At 62.6% G+C, this 22,746-nt stretch carries 17 protein-coding genes; 13 read left to right on the top strand and 4 right to left on the bottom strand.

The features are described from left to right. Positions 1-16 precede the first annotated feature (16 nt). The 6 genes from ACZ5G6_RS17065 to ACZ5G6_RS17040 all read left to right on the top strand — a co-directional run bounded on the left by ACZ5G6_RS17065 (position 17) and on the right by ACZ5G6_RS17040 (position 10,532). The gene (locus ACZ5G6_RS17065) at positions 17-1,588 is read left to right on the top strand and encodes an NAD(P)H-hydrate dehydratase (protein ID WP_498686770.1); all 1,572 of its coding nucleotides are present in this window, start codon (positions 17-19) and stop codon (positions 1,586-1,588) included. Between the two features lie 69 nt (positions 1,589-1,657). Continuing rightward, positions 1,658-4,003 carry a glycogen debranching protein GlgX gene (gene glgX / locus ACZ5G6_RS17060; protein ID WP_223933908.1) on the top strand — a complete coding sequence of 782 codons (2,346 nt, stop codon included), beginning with the start codon at positions 1,658-1,660 and terminating at the stop codon, positions 4,001-4,003. Then, entirely contained in the window at positions 4,000-6,312 is a 2,313-nt protein-coding gene (gene treY, locus ACZ5G6_RS17055; protein WP_498686768.1) for a malto-oligosyltrehalose synthase, read from the top strand. The genes glgX and treY overlap by 4 nt, the downstream gene beginning before the upstream one ends. 70 nt (positions 6,313-6,382) lie before the next feature. Further along, positions 6,383-8,155, top strand: a complete 1,773-nt coding sequence (gene treZ / locus ACZ5G6_RS17050) for a malto-oligosyltrehalose trehalohydrolase (RefSeq protein WP_498686766.1) — start codon at positions 6,383-6,385, stop codon at positions 8,153-8,155. Positions 8,156-8,237: 82 nt separating this feature from the next. Next, on the top strand, positions 8,238-9,275 hold the full coding sequence (mgrA, locus tag ACZ5G6_RS17045; RefSeq protein ID WP_498686763.1) for an L-glyceraldehyde 3-phosphate reductase: 1,038 nt from the start codon (positions 8,238-8,240) through the stop codon (positions 9,273-9,275). A gap of 171 nt (positions 9,276-9,446) precedes the next feature. Next, positions 9,447-10,532, top strand: a complete 1,086-nt coding sequence (locus ACZ5G6_RS17040; RefSeq protein ID WP_223933901.1) for an inositol-3-phosphate synthase — start codon at positions 9,447-9,449, stop codon at positions 10,530-10,532. Between the two features lie 379 nt (positions 10,533-10,911). Here ACZ5G6_RS17040 and ACZ5G6_RS17035 read toward each other — a convergent pair whose 3' ends face one another. Beyond that, entirely contained in the window at positions 10,912-12,600 is a 1,689-nt protein-coding gene (locus ACZ5G6_RS17035; RefSeq protein ID WP_498686761.1) for a formate--tetrahydrofolate ligase, read from the bottom strand. A gap of 103 nt (positions 12,601-12,703) precedes the next feature. Next, positions 12,704-13,948, bottom strand: a complete 1,245-nt coding sequence (mshA, locus tag ACZ5G6_RS17030; RefSeq protein ID WP_223933897.1) for a D-inositol-3-phosphate glycosyltransferase — start codon at positions 13,946-13,948, stop codon at positions 12,704-12,706. 110 nt (positions 13,949-14,058) lie between these two features. Here mshA and ACZ5G6_RS17025 point away from each other — a divergent pair, with 110 nt between their 5' ends. Then, positions 14,059-14,595: a GNAT family N-acetyltransferase gene (locus ACZ5G6_RS17025; protein ID WP_223933895.1), complete on the top strand. Its 537-nt coding sequence runs from the start codon at positions 14,059-14,061 to the stop codon at positions 14,593-14,595. Between the two features lie 9 nt (positions 14,596-14,604). On the opposite strand, the gene ACZ5G6_RS17020 is transcribed toward ACZ5G6_RS17025, so the two are convergent. Further along, positions 14,605-15,981, bottom strand: a complete 1,377-nt coding sequence (locus ACZ5G6_RS17020; protein WP_498686757.1) for a family 4 glycosyl hydrolase — start codon at positions 15,979-15,981, stop codon at positions 14,605-14,607. Positions 15,982-16,027: 46 nt separating this feature from the next. Here ACZ5G6_RS17020 and ACZ5G6_RS17015 point away from each other — a divergent pair, with 46 nt between their 5' ends. The 6 genes from ACZ5G6_RS17015 to tsaD are packed head-to-tail and all read left to right on the top strand — an operon-like array spanning position 16,028 to position 21,372. Further along, positions 16,028-17,122 (top strand): carbohydrate kinase family protein, encoded by a 1,095-nt coding sequence (locus tag ACZ5G6_RS17015; protein ID WP_223933891.1) that lies wholly within the window; start codon positions 16,028-16,030, stop codon positions 17,120-17,122. 49 nt (positions 17,123-17,171) lie between these two features. Next, the gene (alr, locus tag ACZ5G6_RS17010; RefSeq protein WP_498686754.1) at positions 17,172-18,425 is read left to right on the top strand and encodes an alanine racemase; all 1,254 of its coding nucleotides are present in this window, start codon (positions 17,172-17,174) and stop codon (positions 18,423-18,425) included. Then, complete coding sequence (gene tsaE / locus ACZ5G6_RS17005) at positions 18,422-19,033, top strand: tRNA (adenosine(37)-N6)-threonylcarbamoyltransferase complex ATPase subunit type 1 TsaE (protein WP_498686752.1); 612 nt, start codon at positions 18,422-18,424, stop codon at positions 19,031-19,033. Before alr ends, tsaE begins: the two co-directional genes overlap by 4 nt. Further along, complete coding sequence (tsaB, locus tag ACZ5G6_RS17000) at positions 19,033-19,704, top strand: tRNA (adenosine(37)-N6)-threonylcarbamoyltransferase complex dimerization subunit type 1 TsaB (protein ID WP_498686749.1); 672 nt, start codon at positions 19,033-19,035, stop codon at positions 19,702-19,704. The genes tsaE and tsaB overlap by 1 nt, the downstream gene beginning before the upstream one ends. 28 nt (positions 19,705-19,732) lie before the next feature. Then, positions 19,733-20,209: a ribosomal protein S18-alanine N-acetyltransferase gene (rimI, locus tag ACZ5G6_RS16995; protein ID WP_498686747.1), complete on the top strand. Its 477-nt coding sequence runs from the start codon at positions 19,733-19,735 to the stop codon at positions 20,207-20,209. Between the two features lie 35 nt (positions 20,210-20,244). Next, on the top strand, positions 20,245-21,372 hold the full coding sequence (tsaD, locus tag ACZ5G6_RS16990) for a tRNA (adenosine(37)-N6)-threonylcarbamoyltransferase complex transferase subunit TsaD (protein ID WP_223933882.1): 1,128 nt from the start codon (positions 20,245-20,247) through the stop codon (positions 21,370-21,372). Positions 21,373-21,420: 48 nt separating this feature from the next. Here the strand turns inward: tsaD and ACZ5G6_RS16985 are convergent, their stop codons facing one another. Then, a complete protein-coding gene (locus tag ACZ5G6_RS16985; RefSeq protein ID WP_223933880.1) occupies positions 21,421-22,572 on the bottom strand; it encodes a glutamate--cysteine ligase in 1,152 nt (383 codons plus the stop codon). Positions 22,573-22,746 lie beyond the last annotated feature (174 nt).

Raw genomic sequence — 22,746 nt, 5'->3', positions numbered from 1 at the left:
GGACCTTGATATAACGATGATCAGCGCCTTCACCGGACAACAGATCAGGGACGCGGAACAACCGCTCCTGGACTCCGGTGAGGGCGCTGTTCTTATGCAACGGGCCGCTTACGGCCTGGCGCAGGAAGTGGCCCGTGTGGTCAAGGGCAGGCGCAAGCTGACCGGTGCCAGCGTCACGGTCCTGGCAGGAAAAGGCAATAACGGCGGTGACGGCCTCTTCGCTGCTTCCCTGCTCGCCCGCCGCGGCATGCGTACCACCGCGGTACTCGCCTCCGCAGAAGTCCACACCGGGGCACTAACGGATTTCCTGGCGGCAGGCGGCCGTGTGCTGCGACTGGATCCTGGAAACGCCGAGGAACTTGCCGTCCTGTGCGCTGGCGACGACGTCATTATCGATGCACTTCTGGGCACCGGCGCGCGCGGGGGATTGCGTGATGCTTCTGCGGAGCTGGTTGCTTCCCTTCAGGAACTGAAGCCCCGTTGCGTCGTGGCGTGCGACCTCCCCAGTGGACTGGATGCCACCACCGGGGAAGTCCACTGGCCGGTGCTGGATGCCGACGTCACAGTGACTTTCGGTGGCATCAAGGCCGGATTGATGACAGACCCCGGCGAAGGCTGTGCGGGACGCGTGGTGCTGGTGCAGATTGGGATCGAAGACTCCTTGGATACCCCTGAGTTGCGCCGGCTTGCTGCCACAGACCTGCACTCCTTGCTTCCCAAGCCCGGACGCCGCTCCCATAAATACTCCCGCGGCGTGCTCGGCGTGGTTGCGGGCTCGCCGCGTTTTGCTGGGGCAGCCGTGCTGAGTGTCCATGCGGCGGCGGTGGCCGGCGCAGGAATGGTGCGTTACTTGGGGCCGGAATCCGCGGCTCGCCTTGTGTTGGCCCATACCCCGGAGGCCTTGTGGGAAACGGATGATCCGGGCCGTGTTCAAGCTTGGTTGGTGGGGCCTGGGGTGGACGGAGAAGACCAGCTGGGACGTGCCGGGGATGCCGCGGAGTCGGCGCTTGCCGCTGAGTTGCCAGTGGTCGTCGACGCCGGAGCCCTGAGTATCCTGCCGGAGCGTTGTCCCGCTCATTGGATCCTCACTCCCCACGCCGGGGAGCTGGCGACGCTGCTGGCATCCCTTCCGTCCACCGGGGAGGTCGCCGTGACTCGGGAGGACGTCGAGTCCCGGCCGTTGCACTTCGTACGGCAAGCAGCCGAACAAACCGGCGCCACAGTCCTACTGAAGGGCGCTACAACACTGGTGGCCTCGCCGTCGGGCGTTGTTTTCAGTCAGTCCGAGGGCACCGCCTGGATGGCGACTGCCGGGAGCGGCGATGTCCTTGCCGGCATCCTGGGCGCGTTGCTGGCGCAATGTGCGGAGGCCGTCAGGGACGACGACGGCGCGTACGCAGCCCTGGGTTTGAAACCGGACGACCGCTGGGCTGCTGTGGCCGCGGTTGCGGCGAGCGTGCATGGCCGAGCTGGATCGATCGCGTCGAAGGATTTTGATGGTGGCCCCCTTACTGCTTCGGCGATCATGGCAGCGGTACCGCGCGTCATAGGTTCGCTGACTGCTGAATACGACCGTACAAGACCGTAAGGTTACTTTCCGTGTCAGGGGTCATGAGTAGGCTTGCAGCAAGTTATCCGCATCACCAGAGGAGAACGCATGGAAGTCTGGCCTGGATCGGCCTATCCGCTTGGAGCCACCTTTGACGGGACCGGCACCAACTTCGCGCTGTTCAGCGAGAAGGCCGAGAAAGTGGAGCTGTGCCTCTTCGACGACGACGGCGGGGAAGTCCGTGTTGATGTCACCGAGGTAGACGGCTACGTGTGGCACTGCTACCTGCCGCAAGTCCAACCCGGACAGAAATATGGCTATCGGGTGCACGGACCCTACGATCCCGATGCCGGCCAACGGTTCAACCCCAACAAGCTGTTGCTGGACCCGTATGCCAAGGCCATCCATCGTCAGATCGATTGGGACCCGGCCCTGTTCTCCTACAACATGGGGGACCCGGATTCCCGGAATGACGCTGACTCCGCACCGCACATGATGTTGGGCGTGGTCATCAACCCGTTCTTCGACTGGGACGGCGACAAACTCTTGAGGATTCCCTACCACAAGTCGGTCATCTACGAGGCCCACGTCAAGGGACTTACCCAACTGCACCCGGAGGTTCCCGAGGAACAGCGCGGAACCTACGCAGGCGTGGCCCACCCTGCAGTCATCTCCCACCTTCAAAAGCTCGGCGTCACGGCAATCGAGCTCATGCCGGTGCACCAGTTCGTCAATGACGGCATCCTGCAGGACAAGGGATTGAACAACTACTGGGGCTACAACACCATCGGATTCTTTGCGCCCCACAACAGTTACAGTTCCAAGGGTGATACGGGCCAGCAGGTCCAGGACTTCAAAGCCATGGTGCGGTCCCTGCACAACGCCGGGATCGAAGTCATCCTGGATGTCGTTTACAACCACACGGCCGAGGGCAACCACCTGGGGCCCACGCTGTCTTTCAAGGGCATCGACAATTCGGCGTATTACCGCTTGGTGGAGAACGACCAGAAGTACTACATGGACTACACCGGCACCGGCAACTCCCTGAATGTCCGCAGCCCGCATTCGCTGCAGCTGCTGATGGACTCACTCCGCTATTGGGTGACGGAGATGCATGTCGACGGGTTCCGCTTTGACCTCGCGTCCACCCTGGCCCGCGAATTCTATGACGTGGACAAGCTCTCCACCTTTTTCGAACTCATCCAGCAGGACCCTGTGGTGTCCCAGGTGAAGCTCATCGCCGAACCATGGGATGTTGGTCCGGGTGGATATCAGGTGGGCAACTTCCCGCCGCAATGGACAGAATGGAACGGCCAGTACCGGGACACTGTCCGTGACTTCTGGCGCGGAGAGCCCTCCACCCTTGGTGAATTCGCCTCGCGCTTGACCGGCTCTGCCGATCTCTACGAACATTCGGGCCGCCGGCCAGTGGCATCCATCAACTTCGTCACTGCCCACGACGGCTTCACGCTGGCCGACCTCGTGTCGTACAACGAGAAACACAACGAGGCCAACGGCGAGGGCAACAACGACGGCGAATCGCACAACCGCTCCTGGAACTGTGGCGTTGAAGGCCCCACCGACGACCCCAAGGTTCTGGGCCTCAGGGCCCGCCAGCAGCGAAACTTCATCGCCTCGCTCTTCCTCTCGCAAGGCGTTCCCATGCTCCTGCATGGCGATGAACTTGGAAGGACCCAGCAGGGCAACAACAACGGATACTGCCAGGACTCCGAGCTGACCTGGATCAACTGGGACAACGTTGACCAACCCCTGGTGGAGTTCACGGCTGCCGTGAGCGCCCTCCGGGCCAAACATCCCAGTTTGCGCCGGAGCCGCTTCTTCGACGGCCGGCCTGTGCTGCGAGGCGAGGGCGAGCGGCTCCCCGACATCGTTTGGTTGGATGCCGACGCCAGCACCATGACGCCCTCCGACTGGGACACAGCGCTGGGCCGTTCTGTCGGCGTGTTCTTGAACGGTGACGGTATCCACGGGCGGGACACCCAAGGCCGACGGATCACGGACGTCAATTTCCTGCTGTACTTCAATGCTGACGAGGACGAGGTCGGGTTCCGCGTGCCATCTGACGAATACGCCGCCGCGTGGGACGTCATGATCGACACCGGCGGTGAAGGGGCTGATTCGAACATCGTGAAGGCGGACCAGGTCCTCATGATCGCCGCCAAGTCGCTGGTGGTGCTTCGTGCCCACACCACACCCGAGACCGAGCCGGACCACTCTGTGGCCGCATCCCTTGCTGCCCTGAGCCAGACCAGCACGCCCGAAACGGCCTCGCTCACGGCTCCTGCGGTTAACTCGCAGCCGACGGATTCGTCGGCTGGTACCCGCTCTGTGGATGCGTCAGAGGCAGTCAGCGCTTCGGACGGGGGAGATCCGCCCGCTGGGGAATCAAAACCCGCACGGAAGCGCCGCGCTTCGAAGAAGGCGGACTCATGAGGACACCCGTTTCAACGTACAGGTTGCAAATCCGGCAAAGCTTCACACTTCAGGATGCCGCCGAACTCACCGGCTACCTGCGCAACCTCGGGGTCGATTGGATCTACGTATCGCCGATCCTCACGGCGGAGGAAGGCTCGGACCACGGTTATGACGTCACGGATCCTTCTTCCGTGGATCCCGCCCGGGGCGGAGCGGAGGGCCTCGCCGCCCTGTCCAAGGCTGCCCGGTCCCAGGGGCTAGGTATCCTGGCGGACATCGTTCCCAATCACATGGGAGTCGCCTCGCCAGGACAGAATGCCTGGTGGTGGCAGCTGCTAAAGGAGGGGCGCTCGTCCAGGTACGCGGAAGCGTTCGACGTCGACTGGGACTTTGGCGGCGGAAAGATCCGTATCCCCGTGCTTGGCAGCGATGACGACCTTGGGCAGTTGACTGTGGTGGACGGCGAACTGCACTACTACGATCACCGTTTCCCCTTGGCCGATGGCAGCTTCAGTGCTGGAGACAGCCCGCAGGACGTTCATGCGCGGCAGCACTATGAACTGGTGGGCTGGCGCCGGGCGGACGCTGAACTGAACTACCGCCGCTTTTTCGCAGTGAACACACTGGCAGGCGTCCGCGTGGAGGTTCCATGGGTCTTCGATGAGGCGCATGAGGAAATCGTGCGATGGTTCCGCGAAGAGCTGGTGGATGGTCTTAGGATCGATCACCCCGATGGGCTGGCGGATCCTGAAGGGTACCTGGCAAGGCTTCGCAAGGAGACAGGCGGGGCGTACCTTCTGGTGGAGAAGATCCTGGAACCGGGAGAGAAACTGCCGGATACCTTTGATTGCGAAGGCACCACCGGGTATGACGCGCTGGCGGACGTAGACCGTTTGTTCGTCGACCCCGCAGCCGAGGAATACCTGGACTCACTTGACGCCCGGCTCAGGGGCGCAGCCCAGCCAGCCGATTATTCAGACATGATCCACGGCACCAAACGGCGCATCGCTGACGGCATCCTGAGGTCTGAAATCCTACGGTTGTCCCGGCTTGTTCCCGAGTCAGCGGCATTGCCGCGCGCCGACGTAGCCGACGCCCTGGCCGAGATCATTTGCTGGTTCCCCGTCTACAGGACCTACCTTCCACACGGGCAGGAGATCCTCGAGGAAGCCATAGAGCGCGCAGGACAGCACCGGCCCGAGCTTCGGTCCGTGCTTAACGGGCTGAGCCCGCTCCTGATTGATACCACCGGGGAACTCGCCCGCCGTTTCCAGCAGACCTCCGGCATGGTTATGGCCAAGGGCGTGGAGGACACAGCGTTCTTCCGATACACCCGCTTGGGGACGCTCACCGAAGTGGGAGCCGATCCCACTGAATTTGCGCTTTCCCCCGAGGGGTTCCACGAGCGCATGGCACGGCGTCAGGCAGAGATCCCGCTCTCCATGACCACGCTCAGCACCCACGACACCAAGCGCAGTGAGGACGCGCGGGCCAGGATTTCGGTCATTTCCGAATCCGTTCCCGAATGGGAGCTGTTCCTCGGCACGGTCCAGGAGCTGGCACACATCCCGGACGGTCCGCTGGCAGCGCTCGTTTGGCAGGCAATTGCAGGTGCCTGGCCCGCCGACCGGGGGCGCCTCCAATCGTATGCGCTCAAGGCCGCCCGTGAAGCCGGAAATTCGACCAATTGGACGGACCCCAACCTGGACTTCGAGCGTCACTTGGCTGCCGCCGTCGACGCCGTTTTTGACGTCCCCGAGGTTGCTGCCGCCTTGGAGAATTTCGTGGCGGAACTGGAACCTCATGGAACCTCCAACTCACTCTCAGCCAAGCTCATCCAACTGACCATGCCCGGGGTTCCGGATGTCTATCAGGGCACGGAGTTCCGGGACGGTTCACTGACTGACCCAGATAATCGGCGGCCAGTGGACTTTCAAGCCCGGATCGCGGCGCTCGCGGAACTCGACACCGGTGTGCGGCCTGCCTTCACGCAGGACGCTGCCAAACTGCTGGTGGTTTCCAGGGCGCTCAGGTTGCGTCGGGACCGGCCGGAACTGTTTGGTGGTTACCAGCCTGTCCACGCGAGTGGCGCCGCCGCTGATCACGTAGTCGCGTTCAGCCGTGGAGCGGACGCACCCGGCGTGGTCACCGTTGGCACGCGGCTGCCCAAGCGCCTCGCCCGGGAAGGCGGCTGGCGGGATACGGCCATCGACTTGGCGGTGAACTGCTATGACGAACTGACCGGGACCACGTATGACGCCGGTTCAGTGGCAGTTGCCACGCTGCTGGAGCACTATCCGGTGGCCCTGCTGGTGCCAGCTGACTGATCCACTGAAAACACGAACACCGCCGACACCGCCACTGCAACGCAAGCTGACAACAAGCACAGGGGACACGATGCTGGAGCACGCTGCTGGAAAAAACCGCTACGACGTCTGGGCGCCGAACGCCGGATCAGTGAGGTTGCTCGCTGGAGATAGCGAGTACCCGATGGAGCAAATTCACGACGGCGGCGCCACAGGTTGGTGGCGCGCGCCCGCCGACGTCCCGGCACAGGAAGGCGACACCGTTCCGTACGGCTACATCGTGGACGGAGAAGGGCCTTTTCCTGATCCGCGCTCAAGGCGGCAGCCGGAGGGCGTGCATGGATTGTCCGCCACGTTCGATCCCGGTGCCTACCAGTGGCGGGATGGTGAATGGAAGGGTCGCAGCCTCAAGGGATCCGTTATTTATGAACTCCATCTGGGCACTTTCACGCCGGAAGGCACACTGGACGCGGCCGCCCGGAAACTGGACTACTTGGTTGAGCTGGGCGTCGACTTCATCGAGCTGCTTCCGGTCAATGCGTTCAACGGGGTTCACAACTGGGGTTACGACGGCGTCCTCTGGTACGCCGTTCATGAGCCTTACGGTGGCCCGGAGGCCTACCAGCGGTTCGTCGATGCTGCCCACGCCGCAGGTTTGGGCGTTATCCAGGACGTGGTCTACAACCACCTTGGACCCAGCGGCAATTATCTTCCGAAGTTTGGCCCCTACCTGAAATCGGGCGAGGGGAACACCTGGGGCGATTCGGTAAACCTGGACGGACCCGGCTCAGACGAGGTACGCCGTTACATTCTGGAGAATGCGGCGATGTGGCTCCGTGACTATCACGTGGATGGGCTCAGGTTGGACGCCGTGCATGCCCTGCGGGATGAACGGGCAATGCACATCCTGGAGGACTTTGGTGCGCTGGGAGACCAGATCGAAGCGGAGACCGGGATTACTAAAACCCTGATTGCGGAATCGGACTTGAACAACCCGCGGCTCATCTATCCCCGTAAGGACAACGGTTATGGCTTGGAGGGCCAATGGAGCGACGACTTCCACCACGCCCTGCACGTGAACCTTAGCGGTGAAACCACCGGGTACTACGCCGACTTCGAGTCCCTCGCTGTCCTCGCAAAGGTCCTTGAGCACGGCTTCCTCCACGATGGCAGCTACTCAAGTTTCCGGGGACGCCACCACGGCCGGCCCATCCGGCACGACCTCGCGCATCCATCCGCGTTGGTAGTTTGCCTGCAAAACCACGACCAAATCGGCAACCGAGCCACCGGCGACCGTCTTACCGCATCACTGTCATTTGGTCGGTTGGCTATTGGCGCAGTGCTGACCATGACATCCCCCTTCACGCCCATGCTCTTCATGGGCGAGGAATTTGGGGCCTCCACGCCGTGGCAGTTCTTCACCTCCCACCCCGAACCGGAATTGGGGGAGGCCACAGCCAAGGGCCGGATCAAGGAATTTGAACGCATGGGCTGGGATCCTTCTGTTGTGCCCGACCCCCAGGACCCCGAAACTTTCAAGCGCTCAAAGCTGGACTGGAGCGAGCCCGGCACCGGAGACCACGCCCGCCTGCTGCAGCTGTATCGGGATTTAGCACAGCTGCGCCGTAACACCCCAGAGTTGGTGGATGGAAGTTTTGGCGAGACCACAGTGGAGTTCGACGACGACGAGCACTGGCTGGAGATGACCCGCGGCGCCATCCGCGTGGTGTGCAACTTTGGGGACGAGCCGCTGGATTCGCCTATGAACGGGTCCCTGCTGCTGTCAACCGAGACCGAAGTAGTCCTCGACGACGGTTCGCTGACCCTGCCGGGCGGGAGCGCCGCCGTCGTACGTGTCCAGTAAGGCAATCAGTGACGAGAGGTGACGGCGCCCACATTGCGGACAGCCCGAACACGGTCATCTGTGCAGTGGCAGGATGGTACGTATGACTTATTCGGCTGCGGAAAACCGCTACGAAACCATGCCCTACCGCCGCGTCGGACGCAGTGGACTCAAGCTCCCTGCTATCTCGCTGGGCCTTTGGCACAACTTCGGCGACGACAAGCGATTCGACGAACAGCGCGCCATCCTGCGCCGTGCCTTCGATTTGGGCGTCAATCACTTCGACCTCGCCAACAACTATGGCCCGCCCGATGGATCGGCGGAAACGAACTTCGGGCGCCACTTGAAGGAAGACTTCAAGCCCTACCGTGACGAGCTCATTATCTCCACGAAGGCCGGCTACTACATGTGGCCCGGCCCCTATGGTGAATGGGGCTCCCGTAAGTACCTGATCTCCAGTCTTGACCAGTCCCTCCAGCGCATGGGCCTGGATTACGTGGACATCTTCTACAGCCACCGGCCGGACCCTGAGACGCCGATGGAGGAAACCATGGGGGCGCTGGACTATGCGGTCCGGTCCGGCAAGGCCTTGTACGCGGGTATCTCTTCCTACACCCCCGAGCAAACACTCGAGGCAGCCCGGATCCTGAAAGAACTCGGCACACCGCTGCTCATCCACCAGCCCAGCTATTCCATGCTGAACCGATGGACGGAGAACGGTTCGCCGAACCTTTACGAGGCCCTGGACCAGGTAGGCGCTGGCTCCATCGCCTTCTCGCCTCTTGCCCAAGGGATGCTCACCAACCGCTACCTCAAGGGTGTTCCGGCTGACTCCCGGGCCGCCAAGGAACGGTTCCTGTCCGAATCCGCATTGACGGAGGACAAGCTGGACCGTGTTCGGGGCCTCAACGCAATCGCCGAACACCGAGGACAGACCCTCGCGCAGATGGCCATCGCATGGATCCTCCGCGACCAGCCGAAGGGCTCGCCCGTAACATCCGCGCTTGTTGGGGCGTCCAGCGTGTCGCAGCTCGAAGATACTCTCAGTGCCATTAACAACCTGAAGTTCACTTCCGATGAGCTGACTGCTATCGACGAGTTCGCAGTCGAATCGGACATCAACCTGTGGGCCCAGAAGTAGACTCCGGGGTCTGACACAAAAGAGCGGGGGCCGGCAGGGAACAAAGCCGGCCCTCGCTGTGTTGGTTACAATGCAAGTGTGCGCCAACTGGCGCCGTGCCAATCAGTCGTGCTCTGAGCTCAGTCAGAGTTTGCGCCTGGCACCTGAGGTTTAGTTCTCAAAAGGAGTTCCGTGTCTTCACATCCGATTCGTGTTGCCATTGTCGGCGTAGGAAACTGCGCCGCATCGCTGGTCCAAGGTGTTCAGTACTACCGCGACGCTGACCCCAAGGCCACGATCCCGGGTCTGATGCACGTCGAGTTCGGCCAGTACCACGTCAACGACGTTCAGTTCGTTGCTGCTTTCGATGTTGATAGCAAGAAGGTTGGACTGGACCTGGCCGACGCCATCGGGGCCAGTGAAAACAACACCATCAAGATTGCCGACGTCCCTGCCACGGGCGTCACCGTGCAGCGTGGTCATACCTTGGACGGCTTGGGCAAGTACTACCGCGAGACCATCGTCGAGGCACCCGAAGAAGCCGTCGACATCGTTGCCGCCCTCCGCGCAGCCAAGGCCGACGTCATGGTCTGCTACCTGCCCGTTGGTTCGGAACAGGCTGCCAAGTTCTACGCCCAGTGCGCCATCGACGCTGGCGTGGCGTTCGTCAATGCTCTCCCCGTCTTCATCGCCGGAACCAAGGAGTGGGCTGACAAGTTTACCGAAGCCGGTGTTCCGATCGTGGGCGACGACATCAAGAGCCAGATCGGTGCCACCATCACCCACCGTGTGATGGCCAAGCTGTTCGAAGACCGCGGCGTCACCTTGGACCGCACGTACCAGCTGAACGTTGGCGGCAACATGGACTTCAAGAACATGCTTGAGCGTGACCGCCTCGAGTCCAAGAAGATCTCCAAGACCCAGGCCGTCACCTCCAATGTTGAGGCGGAGCTGCACGCTGACGACGTCCACATTGGACCGTCCGACTACGTTGCATGGCTCGACGACCGCAAGTGGGCCTTCGTCCGCCTTGAGGGCCGCAACTTCGGTGACGCTCCCGTTTCCCTTGAATACAAGCTCGAAGTCTGGGACTCACCGAACTCCGCCGGTGTGATCATCGACGCCATCCGCGCAGCCAAGATCGGATTGGACCGCGGCATTGGCGGCCCGCTGCTCTCCGCTTCCAGCTACTTCATGAAGTCCCCGCCGGAGCAGTTCAACGACGACCTCGCCCGCGACAACGTGGAAGCCTTCATCCGCGGCGACATCGAGCGCTAAACAACATCGAGCGCTAAACAACATCAAGCGCTCACCAAAAGACGCCCTCCTGCACGCTTGGGAGGGCGTCTTTTGTGCTCCCGATGTTCTCTCACTTCCTAACGCTTTTCGCTGGTTGTTCTCTCACTTCCTAACGCTTTTCGCTGGTTGTTCTCTCACGTCGCGCGTGCCCTTATGGTCCGCTACCTGCAACATCGTGGTTGGGGCAGGATTGGGCTGGTCGGCGACGGCTGCGAACCTTAGCCGGACACTTCCCGGCCTGCGGTCGGGATGTGAGAGAGCGATCGGCAGAAAGTGCCCGGATGTGAGAGAGCGATCGGCAGAAAGTGCCCGGATGTGAGAGAGCGATCGGGAAAATGCGACGGGATGTGAGAGAAGGTCAGAAGAGGCCTGTGGGTTTGCCGTCGGCATCGACGTCCATGCGCATGGCGGCCGGTTCCTTAGGCAATCCGGGCATGGTCATGACGGCTCCGGTCAACGCGACAATGAAGCCCGCACCCGTTTTGGGAATGAGCTCGCGGACGTGTACTTGGAATCCCTTTGGCGCCCCAAGCTTGGACGCGTCGTCGGTGAATGAGTACTGTGTCTTGGCCATGCAGACTGGCAGCCCGGCCCACCCATTCTTCTGGATATCGAGGAGCCTCTTCTGTGCTGGCACGGAAAACTCCACGCCGTCAGCGCCATAGATCTCCTGCACTATGGTCCGGATCTTGTCCTCCACAGACATTTCAAGCGCGTAGAGGTGGTGGAAATTCGACGGCCCTTCCATGGCCGCTGCGACTTTGGCCGCGAGCTCATCTCCGCCGTCACCTCCGCCGCCACGGCCCCAGACATCGGCGACGGCGGCCTCCACACCTTCCGCTGCGCACCACGTCAAAAGCCACTGAAGTTCTTCGGGAGTGTCGGTGGCGAACTTATTAATGGCAACGACCGGCGAAATGCCGAATTTGGCAACGTTCCCGACATGGCGTTTAAGGTTTTCCACCCCGGCGGCCACGGCATCCACATTGGGTTCGCTGAGTTTGTCCTTTGGAACCCCGCCTTGCATCTTAAGCGCGCGGATCGTTGCCACGACGACGACGGCGGACGGTGCTACGTCAGCGATGCGCGACTTGATGTCCATGTACTTTTCGGCCCCGAGGTCCGCACCGAATCCGGCCTCGGTGACCACGACGTCGGCAAGCTGCTGTGCGGTCCGTGTTGCGATGAGCGAATTGCACCCGTGGGCAATGTTGGCGAAGGGGCCACCGTGCACCAGCGCCGGTGTCCCGGCGATGGTCTGGACAAGGTTTGGTTTGATTGCGTCCTTCAGGAGCAGAGTCAGGGCACCTTCCACACCGAGGTCCGCGACGGTGACGGGTTGGCGTTCGAAGGTGTAGCCGAAAGTGATCCGGCCCAAGCGCGCTCGGAGGTCGTCAAGGTCCGCTGCCAGGCAGAAAACGGCCATGATTTCGGAGGCCACTGTGATGTCGAAGCCATCTTGCCGGGGTACGCCCTGGGCAGGGCCGCCGAGTCCAATAACTATTTCCCGCAAGGAACGGTCGTTCATATCGATGACGCGCTTGAACGTCATGCGTCGGGGGTCGATTCCCAACTGGTTGCCTTGGAAGATGTGGTTGTCGACGAGTGCCATGAGTGCGTTGTTGGCCGACGTGACTGCATGGAAGTCGCCAGTGAAGTGGAGATTGATGTCATCCATGGGCAGCACTTGGGAGTAGCCGCCTCCGGTTGCTCCTCCCTTCATGCCGAGGATGGGTCCGAGTGACGGTTCACGAAGTGCGATCATCACTTTATGGCCTGCCCTTGCGAGGGAATCGGCCAGCCCAACTGTGGTTGTCGATTTGCCTTCGCCCGCCGGGGTGGGGGACATGGCTGAAACAAGGACCACCTTGCCGGGTGCCTTGCCTTCTGGGAGTACAAGCTTGGCCGGATTGATCTTGGCCTTGTAGGGCCCATAGTGTTCCAGCGCGTCCACGCTGATGCCGGCCCGCTGCGCGATCTCCTCGATGGGCAGGATGGTGGCGTTATGGGCGATCTCGAGATCGCTCAGGCCCTTGTTTTCAGACATCGTTGTCCTTCGGCTTGGTGCTTACGCTGTGTGGGCTGACGCTAAGCGCTGCCTACGCTGTGCGCGACAATCTATCAGCCGGCAGGCGGTAACGGCGTGAGGTTCACCGCCGCGGGACGAGCAGGCCACCAACTGCCTCCCTGTAGCTCTCCAAAGTGATGGCGGCAGTGCGCTGCCAGCCAAAGGATTCGGCATGGGTCGCGGCTAAACGGCCCATGTCCTCGCGGGTTTGTGCGTCGTCGTATAAATCCTCAAGTGCATCAGCCCAGTCGGACGGATCGTGGCCGTCCACGAGAATGCCCGTCCGGCCATCGGAGATGGCGCGCGAGAGTCCGCCCACGTTGGTGGCCACCACAGGGGTCCCGCACGCTTGTGCTTCCAAGGCCACAAGACCGAAGGATTCGCTGAACGAGGGCATCACCACGACGTCGGCAGAGCGGAACCAACTGGCGAGCTCCAGCGCTACAACCGGCGGGCGATGGGTAACGACGTCGGCCAGTCCGGCTTCCTCGATGAAGTGTTGCAGGTTGAAGTCCTTGGCTCCGCTGAGAGAGCCCAGGATGGTCATTTCCAGATCGATGTCCGGCCTGCGTTTCCGCAGCAGACCGGCGGCCTTGACGAAGACCTGGGGGCCTTTGAGCCGTTGTATCCGGCCCGCGAACAGAATGTGGAAGCTATCCGGCCTGACGTCCCGTTCGGCGCGCGACTTGCGACGGAACGATGGTGTGAAGACCTTAAGGTCCACGCCCGGAGGTGCGATGTCGATTTTGTCGATATCGGCGCCATAGTGGGAGACGAGTTCTTCAGCCTCGGCGGGTGTGTTGGCGATGAGGCGGGCGGCCCCATCAACGATCCGCTGCTCGCCGTCCTCCCGACGCCGCGGCTCGGGGCGCTCGCCGGACTGGAGGACGAGGTTCTTGACCTTGGCCATGGTGTGCATGGTGTGCACCAGCGGAACACCCCAGAGTTCAGACAATTCCAGACCCGCAACCCCGGACACCCAGTAATGCGAGTGGATGGCGTCGTAACGGCCGTGCGGCTGCTGCTGGCGGATCCGATCGATTTCCTCCACCATCTGGTGGAGGAGGGCAGGTAATTCTTCCTTGGCGATTTTCCTGCGGGGTCCCGCCATGACGTTGTGGACGCATACGCCGGGTCCGGGATGCTCGACGGCGGCTTGGCCGGCTTTGGTGGAACGGGTAAAGATCTCTACCTCCACACCGGACTCGGCCAGCGCCATGGCCAATGCCCGGACATAGACGTTCATCCCACCCGCATCACCGGCCCCTGGCTGCTCCATGGGTGAGGTGTGCAGCGAAAGGAATGCCACCCGACGGATCAACGGCACGCTCTCCTCCTGCATATGAAGCCAAACCACTTTTGCCCTGCAGAAAACACTACTCCTGAAGCCCAGCGCTACAGGGCGCCAATCCCGGCTATGTGGATAAGGCTGCTAGCGTGTGCGCTGTGAGCCAAGAAACCACCTTCGACATTCGCCCGGCAACGCCCGATGACTGGCCCGGCATCTGGTCCGTCATGGAGCCAATCGTCCGTGAGGGGGAAACCTACACCTGGGACCGCGACACCACCGAAGAAGCCGCCCGTGCCAAGTGGATGAAGGAAGCCCCCGGCCAAACCTTCGTGGCAGTGCGTATTGGGGGCGACCAGCGCCCGGGAGGAGAAATCCTCGGCACCGGTGAGTTCCATCCCAACCAAGCCGGTGGCGGCAGTCACGTGGCGAACGCCGGATACATGGTGGGTTCCAGGCATGCGGGCCAGGGAATTGCACGGGCACTGTGTGCCTACTCGCTAAAGGAAGCCAAGGCGGCAGGATTCCGCGCGATGCAATTCAATGCCGTGGTGGAGAGCAACGTCCGGGCGGTGTGGTTGTGGCAATCCATGGGTTTCCGCATCCTGGCCACCGTTCCGGAGGCCTTCAACCACCCTGAAATCGGCTACGTCGGACTTCACGTGATGTACCAGAAGCTCCAGTAGCCAAGGAAGTCATTTCCAGAGTCCGCGGAGTTCCGGGAACGCCGCCTCGTAGGCTTCAAGGAGCCCAGCGCCCAGCAAAGCCGAACCTACCAGCGGGTGCGCGGCAAAAGCCTGGAGGGCGGCGTCGCGGTCACCGTCACGCACTGCCCGGACCGTCAGCCGCTCCACTTCCTTGATGTGTTGCATTAATGTGAGGAACTGGCCTCCCGGCCGTTCCTGCGCAAGCGGCAGGGCGCCGTCGGGTGTTACTTCGCAGGGAACTTCGACGACGGCGTCTCCCGGCAGCCCGGGCACGGCTACTTCTGCCTCACTTGGTACAGAGCCGGCGACGGGTGAATTGGGGACATTGAGAATCAGCTGGGCCGTCCCACCCCCTGACAGGGCCCGCATCACCGACAACGCCACGCGCTCGTAGCCGCCCCCGGCGAGGTCTTCCTCGTCCCGCTGCTCCCCGTGCGTGCGGGCCTCGGCCAGGTAGCTTTCCTCCCGGGAACGCCGGGCTGCATCCCACATGGCGTAGGCGTTCGGGGACTCCGCAAGGGAAGGATAAAGCGAGCTCTGGTGCTGGTGGATGGACGCCCCACGGGTTTGGCGTTGCTTCAGGATGGCTTCCGTAGCCTGTTCGGTTTGGTAGTAGTAGTAAAGGTATTCATTAGGCAGGCAACCGAGTTTCTCCAGAGTGTGTTGGCCGAACAAGCGCCCTTCTTCCAGCTTTTCGAGCGCCGAACGATCCGACAACAGGCCGGGCAGCAGGTCCCGGCCGCCGGGTGCCAGGCGGTAAAGCCAGCCGAGGTGGTTCAACCCGAAGTAGCCCACGCCGTCGAGCGTTCCTTCTGGAAGGGGTGAACCGGCGGCCCGGGCCGCGCGCTGGACCAGGCCGCTGGCGGAATCGCAGATGCCGATCACCTTTCGCCCCAGCACCGGCACAAGTGCCTCGGTCACCATCCCGGCAGGGTTGGTGAAGTTGACCAGCCACGCGCCGGGGCAATAATGCTGCATCGCGTCGGCGAGCTCCAGCATGCGCGGAATGGAGCGAAGGGCGTAGGAGATACCGCCCGCACCCGTGGTTTCCTGGCCCAGCAAGCCGAGGTCCAGGGCCACGCGTTCATCCGCGATCCGACCTGCCGTCCCGCCGGGGCGGATCGCGGCGAAGACCATGTCGGTACCCCTAAGAGCCTGCTTCAGATCAGTGGAAATCACGACGACGGGCCGGGAGCCTTCGGGGGCGGGCATATCGCGAAGGACCGCCGCAATGGCTGTGAGGCGTGCGGGATCGACGTCGTATAGCACCACCTCGTTCACCAGCCCCGCAAAGGGGCCGGTGCACAAGGCACGGTACACAAGGGGTACCCGGAATCCGCCGCCGCCGGCGATCATGAGCCGCATGGGTCGAGTCTATGCAGCCCGGGAGGCGCAGCGTAGTGTGCCGTGCATGGACGCAATGCCCCAGCGACGTTTTGATCCCCTTGCCGCCGTGCGCACGGAGGGCGAGGGCCAATGCGACCTTCTCCTGGCGGGAACGGTCTTCCAGGACATCATCTTCACCGGACTCCCGCACTCACCCGAGCCCGGCACTGAAGTGTGGAGCGAAGGCATGGGCAGCTGCCCGGGCGGGGTTGCCAACCAAGCGATCGCCGCAGCCCGGCTTGGACTAAGGACGAACCTTGCGGCAGCTTTTGGTGACGACGGCTATGGGGATTACAACTGGCAGATCCTGGAAAGCCAGGAGCATGTGGACTTGTCCTTGTCGCGTCGTGTCCGGGGCTGGCACTCTCCGGTGACGGTGTCCATGTGCGTTAACCAGGATCGGTCCATGGTCACCCACGGGCACCCGGCGCCGATCAAGGCCTCGGACCTGATTGGGCAGCCACCCAGGGCGCTCGCCGCTGTCGCAGACCTGGGCGAGGAGTTGGAACCGTGGATGCTGGCGGCGAAATCAGCGGGAACCAAACTTTTCGGCGTGGTGGGCTGGGACCCCAGCGGAGAGTGGTCACAGCGCAGGCTGGAGCAACTGGAACACTTTTACGCTTTCCTGCCCAACGCACCGGAGGCTATGGCATTCACGGGCAAGAGCGATCCCTGGGCAGCGCTCTATTCCTTGGCCGATCGCGTTCCGGTAGCTGTGGTGACGCTCGGAGCACAGGGCGCCATGGCCGTGGATTCAGAGACGGGCGAAGAGGAATGGGTGCCGTCGTTGCCCGTGAATGCGTACGATCCGACCGGCGCCGGTGATTGTTTCGGGGCGGCCTTCATTGTGGGGTGCTTGGCAGGGTGGAGATTGGGGGACCGTCTGCGGTTCGCGAACCTCTGCGCCTCACTGGCCGTACAACAAGTGGGCGGGTCCCTGGCCGCACCCGGCTGGGGCGACATCGCGGACTGGTGGCAGCGCGCCAACGCACGGAAGGAACGCCAATCGAGCCAGTGGCTGCGGCGGTTCGCCTTCCTTGAGCCGATCGTGAAGGACATCCCCGCCGAAGCCCAGCGGCGCGCCCGCGCCACGATCGCCCACTTGTCAGATGCCCAGTAGCAGAGGCTGCAGTTAACCCCACTTCACCCACACCACTAGAATCTCTAGGGTGACTTACGAAGCAGCTGCAGATATCGGGATCGGGTCGAAGGCCTCCATAGCAAAGTCAGCGGTGCTTGAGCGTTCCGCCGTGATCGACCTTGAAGCCGTGCGGCACAACGTTCGTCAGTTTGTCGCGATTGCGTCCCCGGCTTCCGTCATGGCTGTGGTGAAGGCCGACGCCTATGGCCATGGCGCAGTACAGGTGGCACGTGCTGCACTCGACGCCGGAGCGTCCTGGCTTGGTGTCGCCCATATTTCAGAGGCGCTGGCCTTGCGTGCTGCCGGCATTGACGCACCGTTGCTGGCATGGCTGCACACCCACGAAAGCAACTTCCAGGCCGCAGTCGCCGCCGGCATCGACGTCGGAATTTCCGGTTGGGAGCTGGACGCCGTGGTGGCGGCTGCCCGCGAACAGGAGCGCCCGGCGCGGGTCCATTTGAAGGTGGATACAGGGCTGGGCCGCAATGGCTGCCCTATCGCCGACTGGGACCAGTTGGTGGGTCAGGCCATGGAATACCAGGACGAGGGCCTGCTCCGCGTCGTTGGTATTTTCTCCCACCTCGCTGTGGCCGACGAACCGCACCGGCCCGAAACGGACCAGCAATTGGCGGTTTTCCGTGACGCGCTCGCCATGGCTGAGGATGCCGGCGTCGATACTGAGGTCAGGCACATCGCCAACACTCCCGCTGCGCTGTCCCGGCCGGACTCACACTTCGACCTCATCCGCGTCGGCCTCGGTATCTACGGGTTGTCGCCCTTCGAGGGGGTCACGTCCTCGGAACTTGGCCTGCACGCCGCAATGACCGTCCGGACACTCCTCTCCAACTGCAAAAAGGTGCCTCAGGGGCAAGGCGTTTCCTATGGCCTGAAATACCACACCAGCCAGGAGAGCACGCTTGGCCTGGTTCCTTTGGGCTATGCCGATGGCGTCCCCCGCATCGCTACTGGCGGTCCAGTTCGCGTCAACGGCGTCAACTATCCGGTGGTTGGCCAGATCGCGATGGACCAAATGGTGATTGATCTTGGACCGCTCACCCCTGAAGAAGCAGCCGGGCTCAAGGGCAGCGAGGCCGTCATGTTCGGCGACGGTGCCGATGGCGGCCCCACCGCGGATGACTGGGCGGCCGCAGCAGGAACCATCAACTATGAGATCGTTACTCGCATTAGCCCGCGCGTGCCCCGCAGCTACGTCAATGAAGCTCCGGCGCTACCGGAGGTACAAGATGGGGCGCGCGCAGCATCGGAAACGGCGACTCTGTGAGCGAGCCGCTGGTCGAGGTTAGTGAACCACTGTGGGAACGCAGCCTGAAGGTCACGACGGCGGAAGAGACCCATGCGATTGGCGCAGCACTCGGCGGGGTGCTTGAGGCGGGGGACCTCCTTGTCCTGACGGGAGAGTTGGGTGCGGGGAAGACGACCTTCACGCAGGGGCTGGGGGAGGGCTTGGGAGTCCGTACCGGCATCATCTCCCCTACGTTCGTGTTGGTGCGGATCCATCCCAACCTGCCGGATGGCCCGCGGCCCGGGGGGCCGGACCTGGTCCACGTTGACGCCTACAGGCTGGAGTCAGCTGCTGAGATCGATGACATCGACCTCGAGAACACCATGGACACGTCCGTAACGGTGGTGGAGTGGGGAAGGGACCGGGTGGAGCACCTCTCGGACAGCCGCTTGGAAGTTGAGCTTCATAGGTCTGTGGGTGGCGTAGGCGTTGTGCCCGCCACCAATGACGCAGACAGCGGCACGGTGCTGGACTTTGACACCGATGACGATGACGAACCCCGCACGATCGTTTTCCGTGGCTTCGGTCCCCGCTGGGCCGAGGCGCCGAAGCTTCTTGAAACTACGATCTCCGAAGGAGGCAACTGATGCTGATCCTGGCCATCGATACCTCGGCAGTGGCCAGCGCCGCGCTGATTTCGGACGTTGCCATGGAAGGCGTGGTGGATTCCTTCTCCACCGAGGACACCCGCAGCCATGCCGAAGTCCTGGCACCCGGCATCGAGAAGCTCCTGGCCGGGGCCGGGGTTACCGGCGCCGACATTGACGTGATCGTCACAGGTGTTGGCCCGGGACCATTTACCGGGCTGCGCTCGGGTATTGCAACCGCACGCACCTTGGCTTTCGTCTGGAACAAGCCGCTGTACGGGTTGATGAGCCTTGACGCGATCGCCCTTGAAGTCGCGGAGTCCACTGCCGCCGTTCCCGAATTCCTGGTGGCTACTGACGCCCGCCGCAAAGAGGTCTATTGGGCGCGGTACGTCCTGGAGGAGGGCCAGCTTCCCCGGCTCATCGACGGACCACACGTGGGCTTCGCCTCCGAACTGCCGGACCTGCCTGTGTTTGGGGCCGGCGCTGGCCTGTACCCGGATGTTCTCCGTGCGGACGAAGACTTTGCGGACACCCAACCCGACGCGGCCTCCCTTGGCCAGGTCGCACTTGCCAGGTTGACGGCAGGGCAGGAACTCCTTGACTCCACGCCGTTGTACTTGCGTGAATCGGACGCCCAAGTGCCGGGTCCCCGGAAGCGTGCCCTATGAAACTGCGTCCTGTCATGAAGGCTGAATCGTGAAACTGTCACCCAAGCTGGAGCTCGCAGGCGTCTCCCTGCGCGAGATGACCCAAGCTGATGTCCCTGCAGTTGAAGCCCTGGAACGGCGATTGTTCCCGGTGGACGCCTGGCCCTTGCAGATGTTCTTCGACGAGCTGTCCCAGCCGGAGACACGCCGCTACGTGGTGGCCGAGATCGGGGGCCAGATCGTGGCGTACGCGGGCTTGATGTGCATTGAGCCAATCGCGGACGTCCAGACAATCGCCGTCGTTCCCGAATTCGAAGGCAAGGGCATCGGTTCTGCCATCCTGACCGAACTGATCGAGGAGGCGCGGCGGCGCCGCGCGGCGGATGTCCTCCTGGAGGTGCGCGCGGACAACCCCCGTGCACAGCAGCTGTATCTGCGTTTTGGATTCGAACAGATCCATGTCCGGCCGCGGTATTACCGGGACGGTACGGACGCGTTGATCATGCGCCTGCCCCTGAACACATGACACTGAACGAGCCACATTCCACAGAAGGAGCCCACGTGAGCGGCCCTTATTCAGACCAGCCGAAGCAGCCGTTGGTGCTGGGCATCGAATCGTCCTGCGACGAAACCGGAGTGGGGATTGTCCGCGGCACAACGCTGCTGACCAATACGGTGTCCTCCTCCATGGACGAGCACGTGCGCTTTGGCGGCGTCATCCCGGAGATCGCCTCGCGTGCGCACCTTGATGCCTTTGTCCCCACGCTCCAGGAATCGCTGCATGAAGCAGGAGTCACACTGGATGACATCGACGCCATTGCCGTCACCTCAGGTCCCGGTCTGGCTGGCGCACTCATGGTTGGCGTCTGCGCGGCCAAGGCCCTGGCTGTCGCTACGGGCAAGCCGCTTTACGCGATCAACCACCTCGTGGCGCACGTTGGAGTGGGGCTACTGGATTCAGGGCCCGACGCCGGTGCTTCCGCCGGCTTGGGTGCGGGCAAGCTGCCGGAGAACCTCGGTGCATTGCTGGTTTCCGGGGGCCACACGGAGATTTTGCGTATCCGCAGCATCACAGACGACGTGGAGCTCCTTGGTTCTACCATCGATGACGCCGCTGGCGAGGCCTACGACAAAGTAGCCCGGATCCTGGGCCTCGGCTACCCAGGTGGCCCAGCGATCGACAAGCTGGCACGCCAAGGCAACCCGAAGTCCATCCGCTTTCCCCGTGGACTTACGCAGCCCAAGTACATGGGGACCGCAGAGGAGAAGGGTCCGCACCGCTATGACTGGTCCTTCAGCGGACTGAAAACCGCGGTGGCCCGGTGCGTGGAGCAATTTGAAGCCCGCGGTGAGGAAGTACCTGTGGCCGATATCGCCGCAGCATTCCAGGAAGCCGTGGTGGACGTCATTAGTTCCAAGGCGGTGCTGGCCTGCAAGGAGTACGGCATTACTGACGTGCTGCTTGGAGGTGGCGTTGCTGCCAACTCACGGCTGCGGGAACTGACCGGACAACGGTGCGTCTCGGCGGGCATCAAGCTTCACGTGCCGCCGCTGGGGCTCTGCACGGACAATGGTGCCATGGTGGCCGCGCTGGGCGCCCAGTTGATCATGGCCGGAATCGGCCCAAGCGGGGTAGCCTTCGCACCGGATTCCTCCATGCCCGTGACCACGGTATCGGTGCCTGCGTAGCCTAAGACCCCCGTCGGGACCCATGTATCGGGACCTGTGCGTCAGGACCTACGCGTCCGGGCCTTTGCGCATCTGCTGTACGAGGTCCATGACCACTGCCTGCAGGTCGCCGTTGTGTTCGGCGGCAACGCGGCGCTGGCGCTGGTAGCTGGCGCCGCGTTCGATGATCTTCATGACATCGGCAAGTTCATCAGAGCAGCCGAGCTTGGCTGCCACAGGCTTCAAACGTGCCACTGTTTCTGCGAGGTGCTCGGTGACCAATTGCTCGTTGCCCTTGGCATCCAGGATGATGATGGCTTCCATGCCGTAGCGTGCTGCACGCCACTTGTTCTCCTGGACGTGCCAGGGCGGCATGGTGGGGATGCTGCCGCCGGCATCGAGGATAGAGGAGAACTCGTCCACAAGGCATTGTGTCAGCGCTGCGATAGCGCCCACTTCCTCAAGGGTGGCCAGGCCATCGCAAATGCGCATTTCGATGGTGCCCAGGTTTGAAACAGGCCGGATGTCCCAGCGGATCTCAGAGATGGCATCGATGACACCGGTCGTGAACATATCCTGGACATAGGACTCGTAGGCTTCCCACGTTTCGAACTGGAACGGCAGGCCAGCGGTGGGGAGTTGCTGGAACATGAGGGCGCGCTGGGATGCGTAGCCGGTTTCCTCGCCGGCCCAGAAGGGGCTGGAAGCGGAGAGGGCCTGGAAGTGCGGGAAGTAGTTCACCAAGCCGTCCAGGATGGGGAGTACTTTGTCCCGGCGGTCAATGCCCACGTGGACGTGGACGCCGTAGATGACCATTTGGCGTCCCCACCATTGGGTTCGCTCGATCAGCTTGGCGTAACGCTCTTTGTCGGTGACGGGCTGGAGCAGGGGAGGGCTGAACGGGTGGCTGCCTGCGCAGAACACCTCCACTCCCATGGGATCGGTGACCTCGCGGACCGCCGCAAGGGAACGGCTGAGGTCCTCCTTGGCTTCGCGGACCGTTTCGCAGATTCCGGTAACGAGTTCCACCGTGTTGAGGAGAAGTTCGCGCTTGATGTGGGGGTGTTCGTCGTCTTCGTTGAGGTCCGGGTGGTTCGCGGCGACACCCTTGAGGACGTCGTTCGCGACTGAGACCAGTTCCCCGGTGCGTGCATTGACGAGCGCCAACTCCCATTCCACACCCAGTGTCGATTGCCTGGATGGCGCAAACTCAATCTGCACGTAGTCCCCTCGTTGTGTCGTTTTTTACCTGGACGCAACCCGCTGCGGGGCCGTCAGCGGTCGGCTCAAGTCTAGTGCAGCCGAAGCATCGGTGATTGCGGACCGGAGGAAGTTAAGCGCGGTCACGGGACTGAAGGTTATTGAAAAGAGTTGCTAATGAGAATTATTTGCAAC

The organism is Arthrobacter sp. TmtSoilC51, from assembly GCF_055388015.1.
This window is presented reverse-complemented; position numbering and strand designations above follow the sequence as displayed.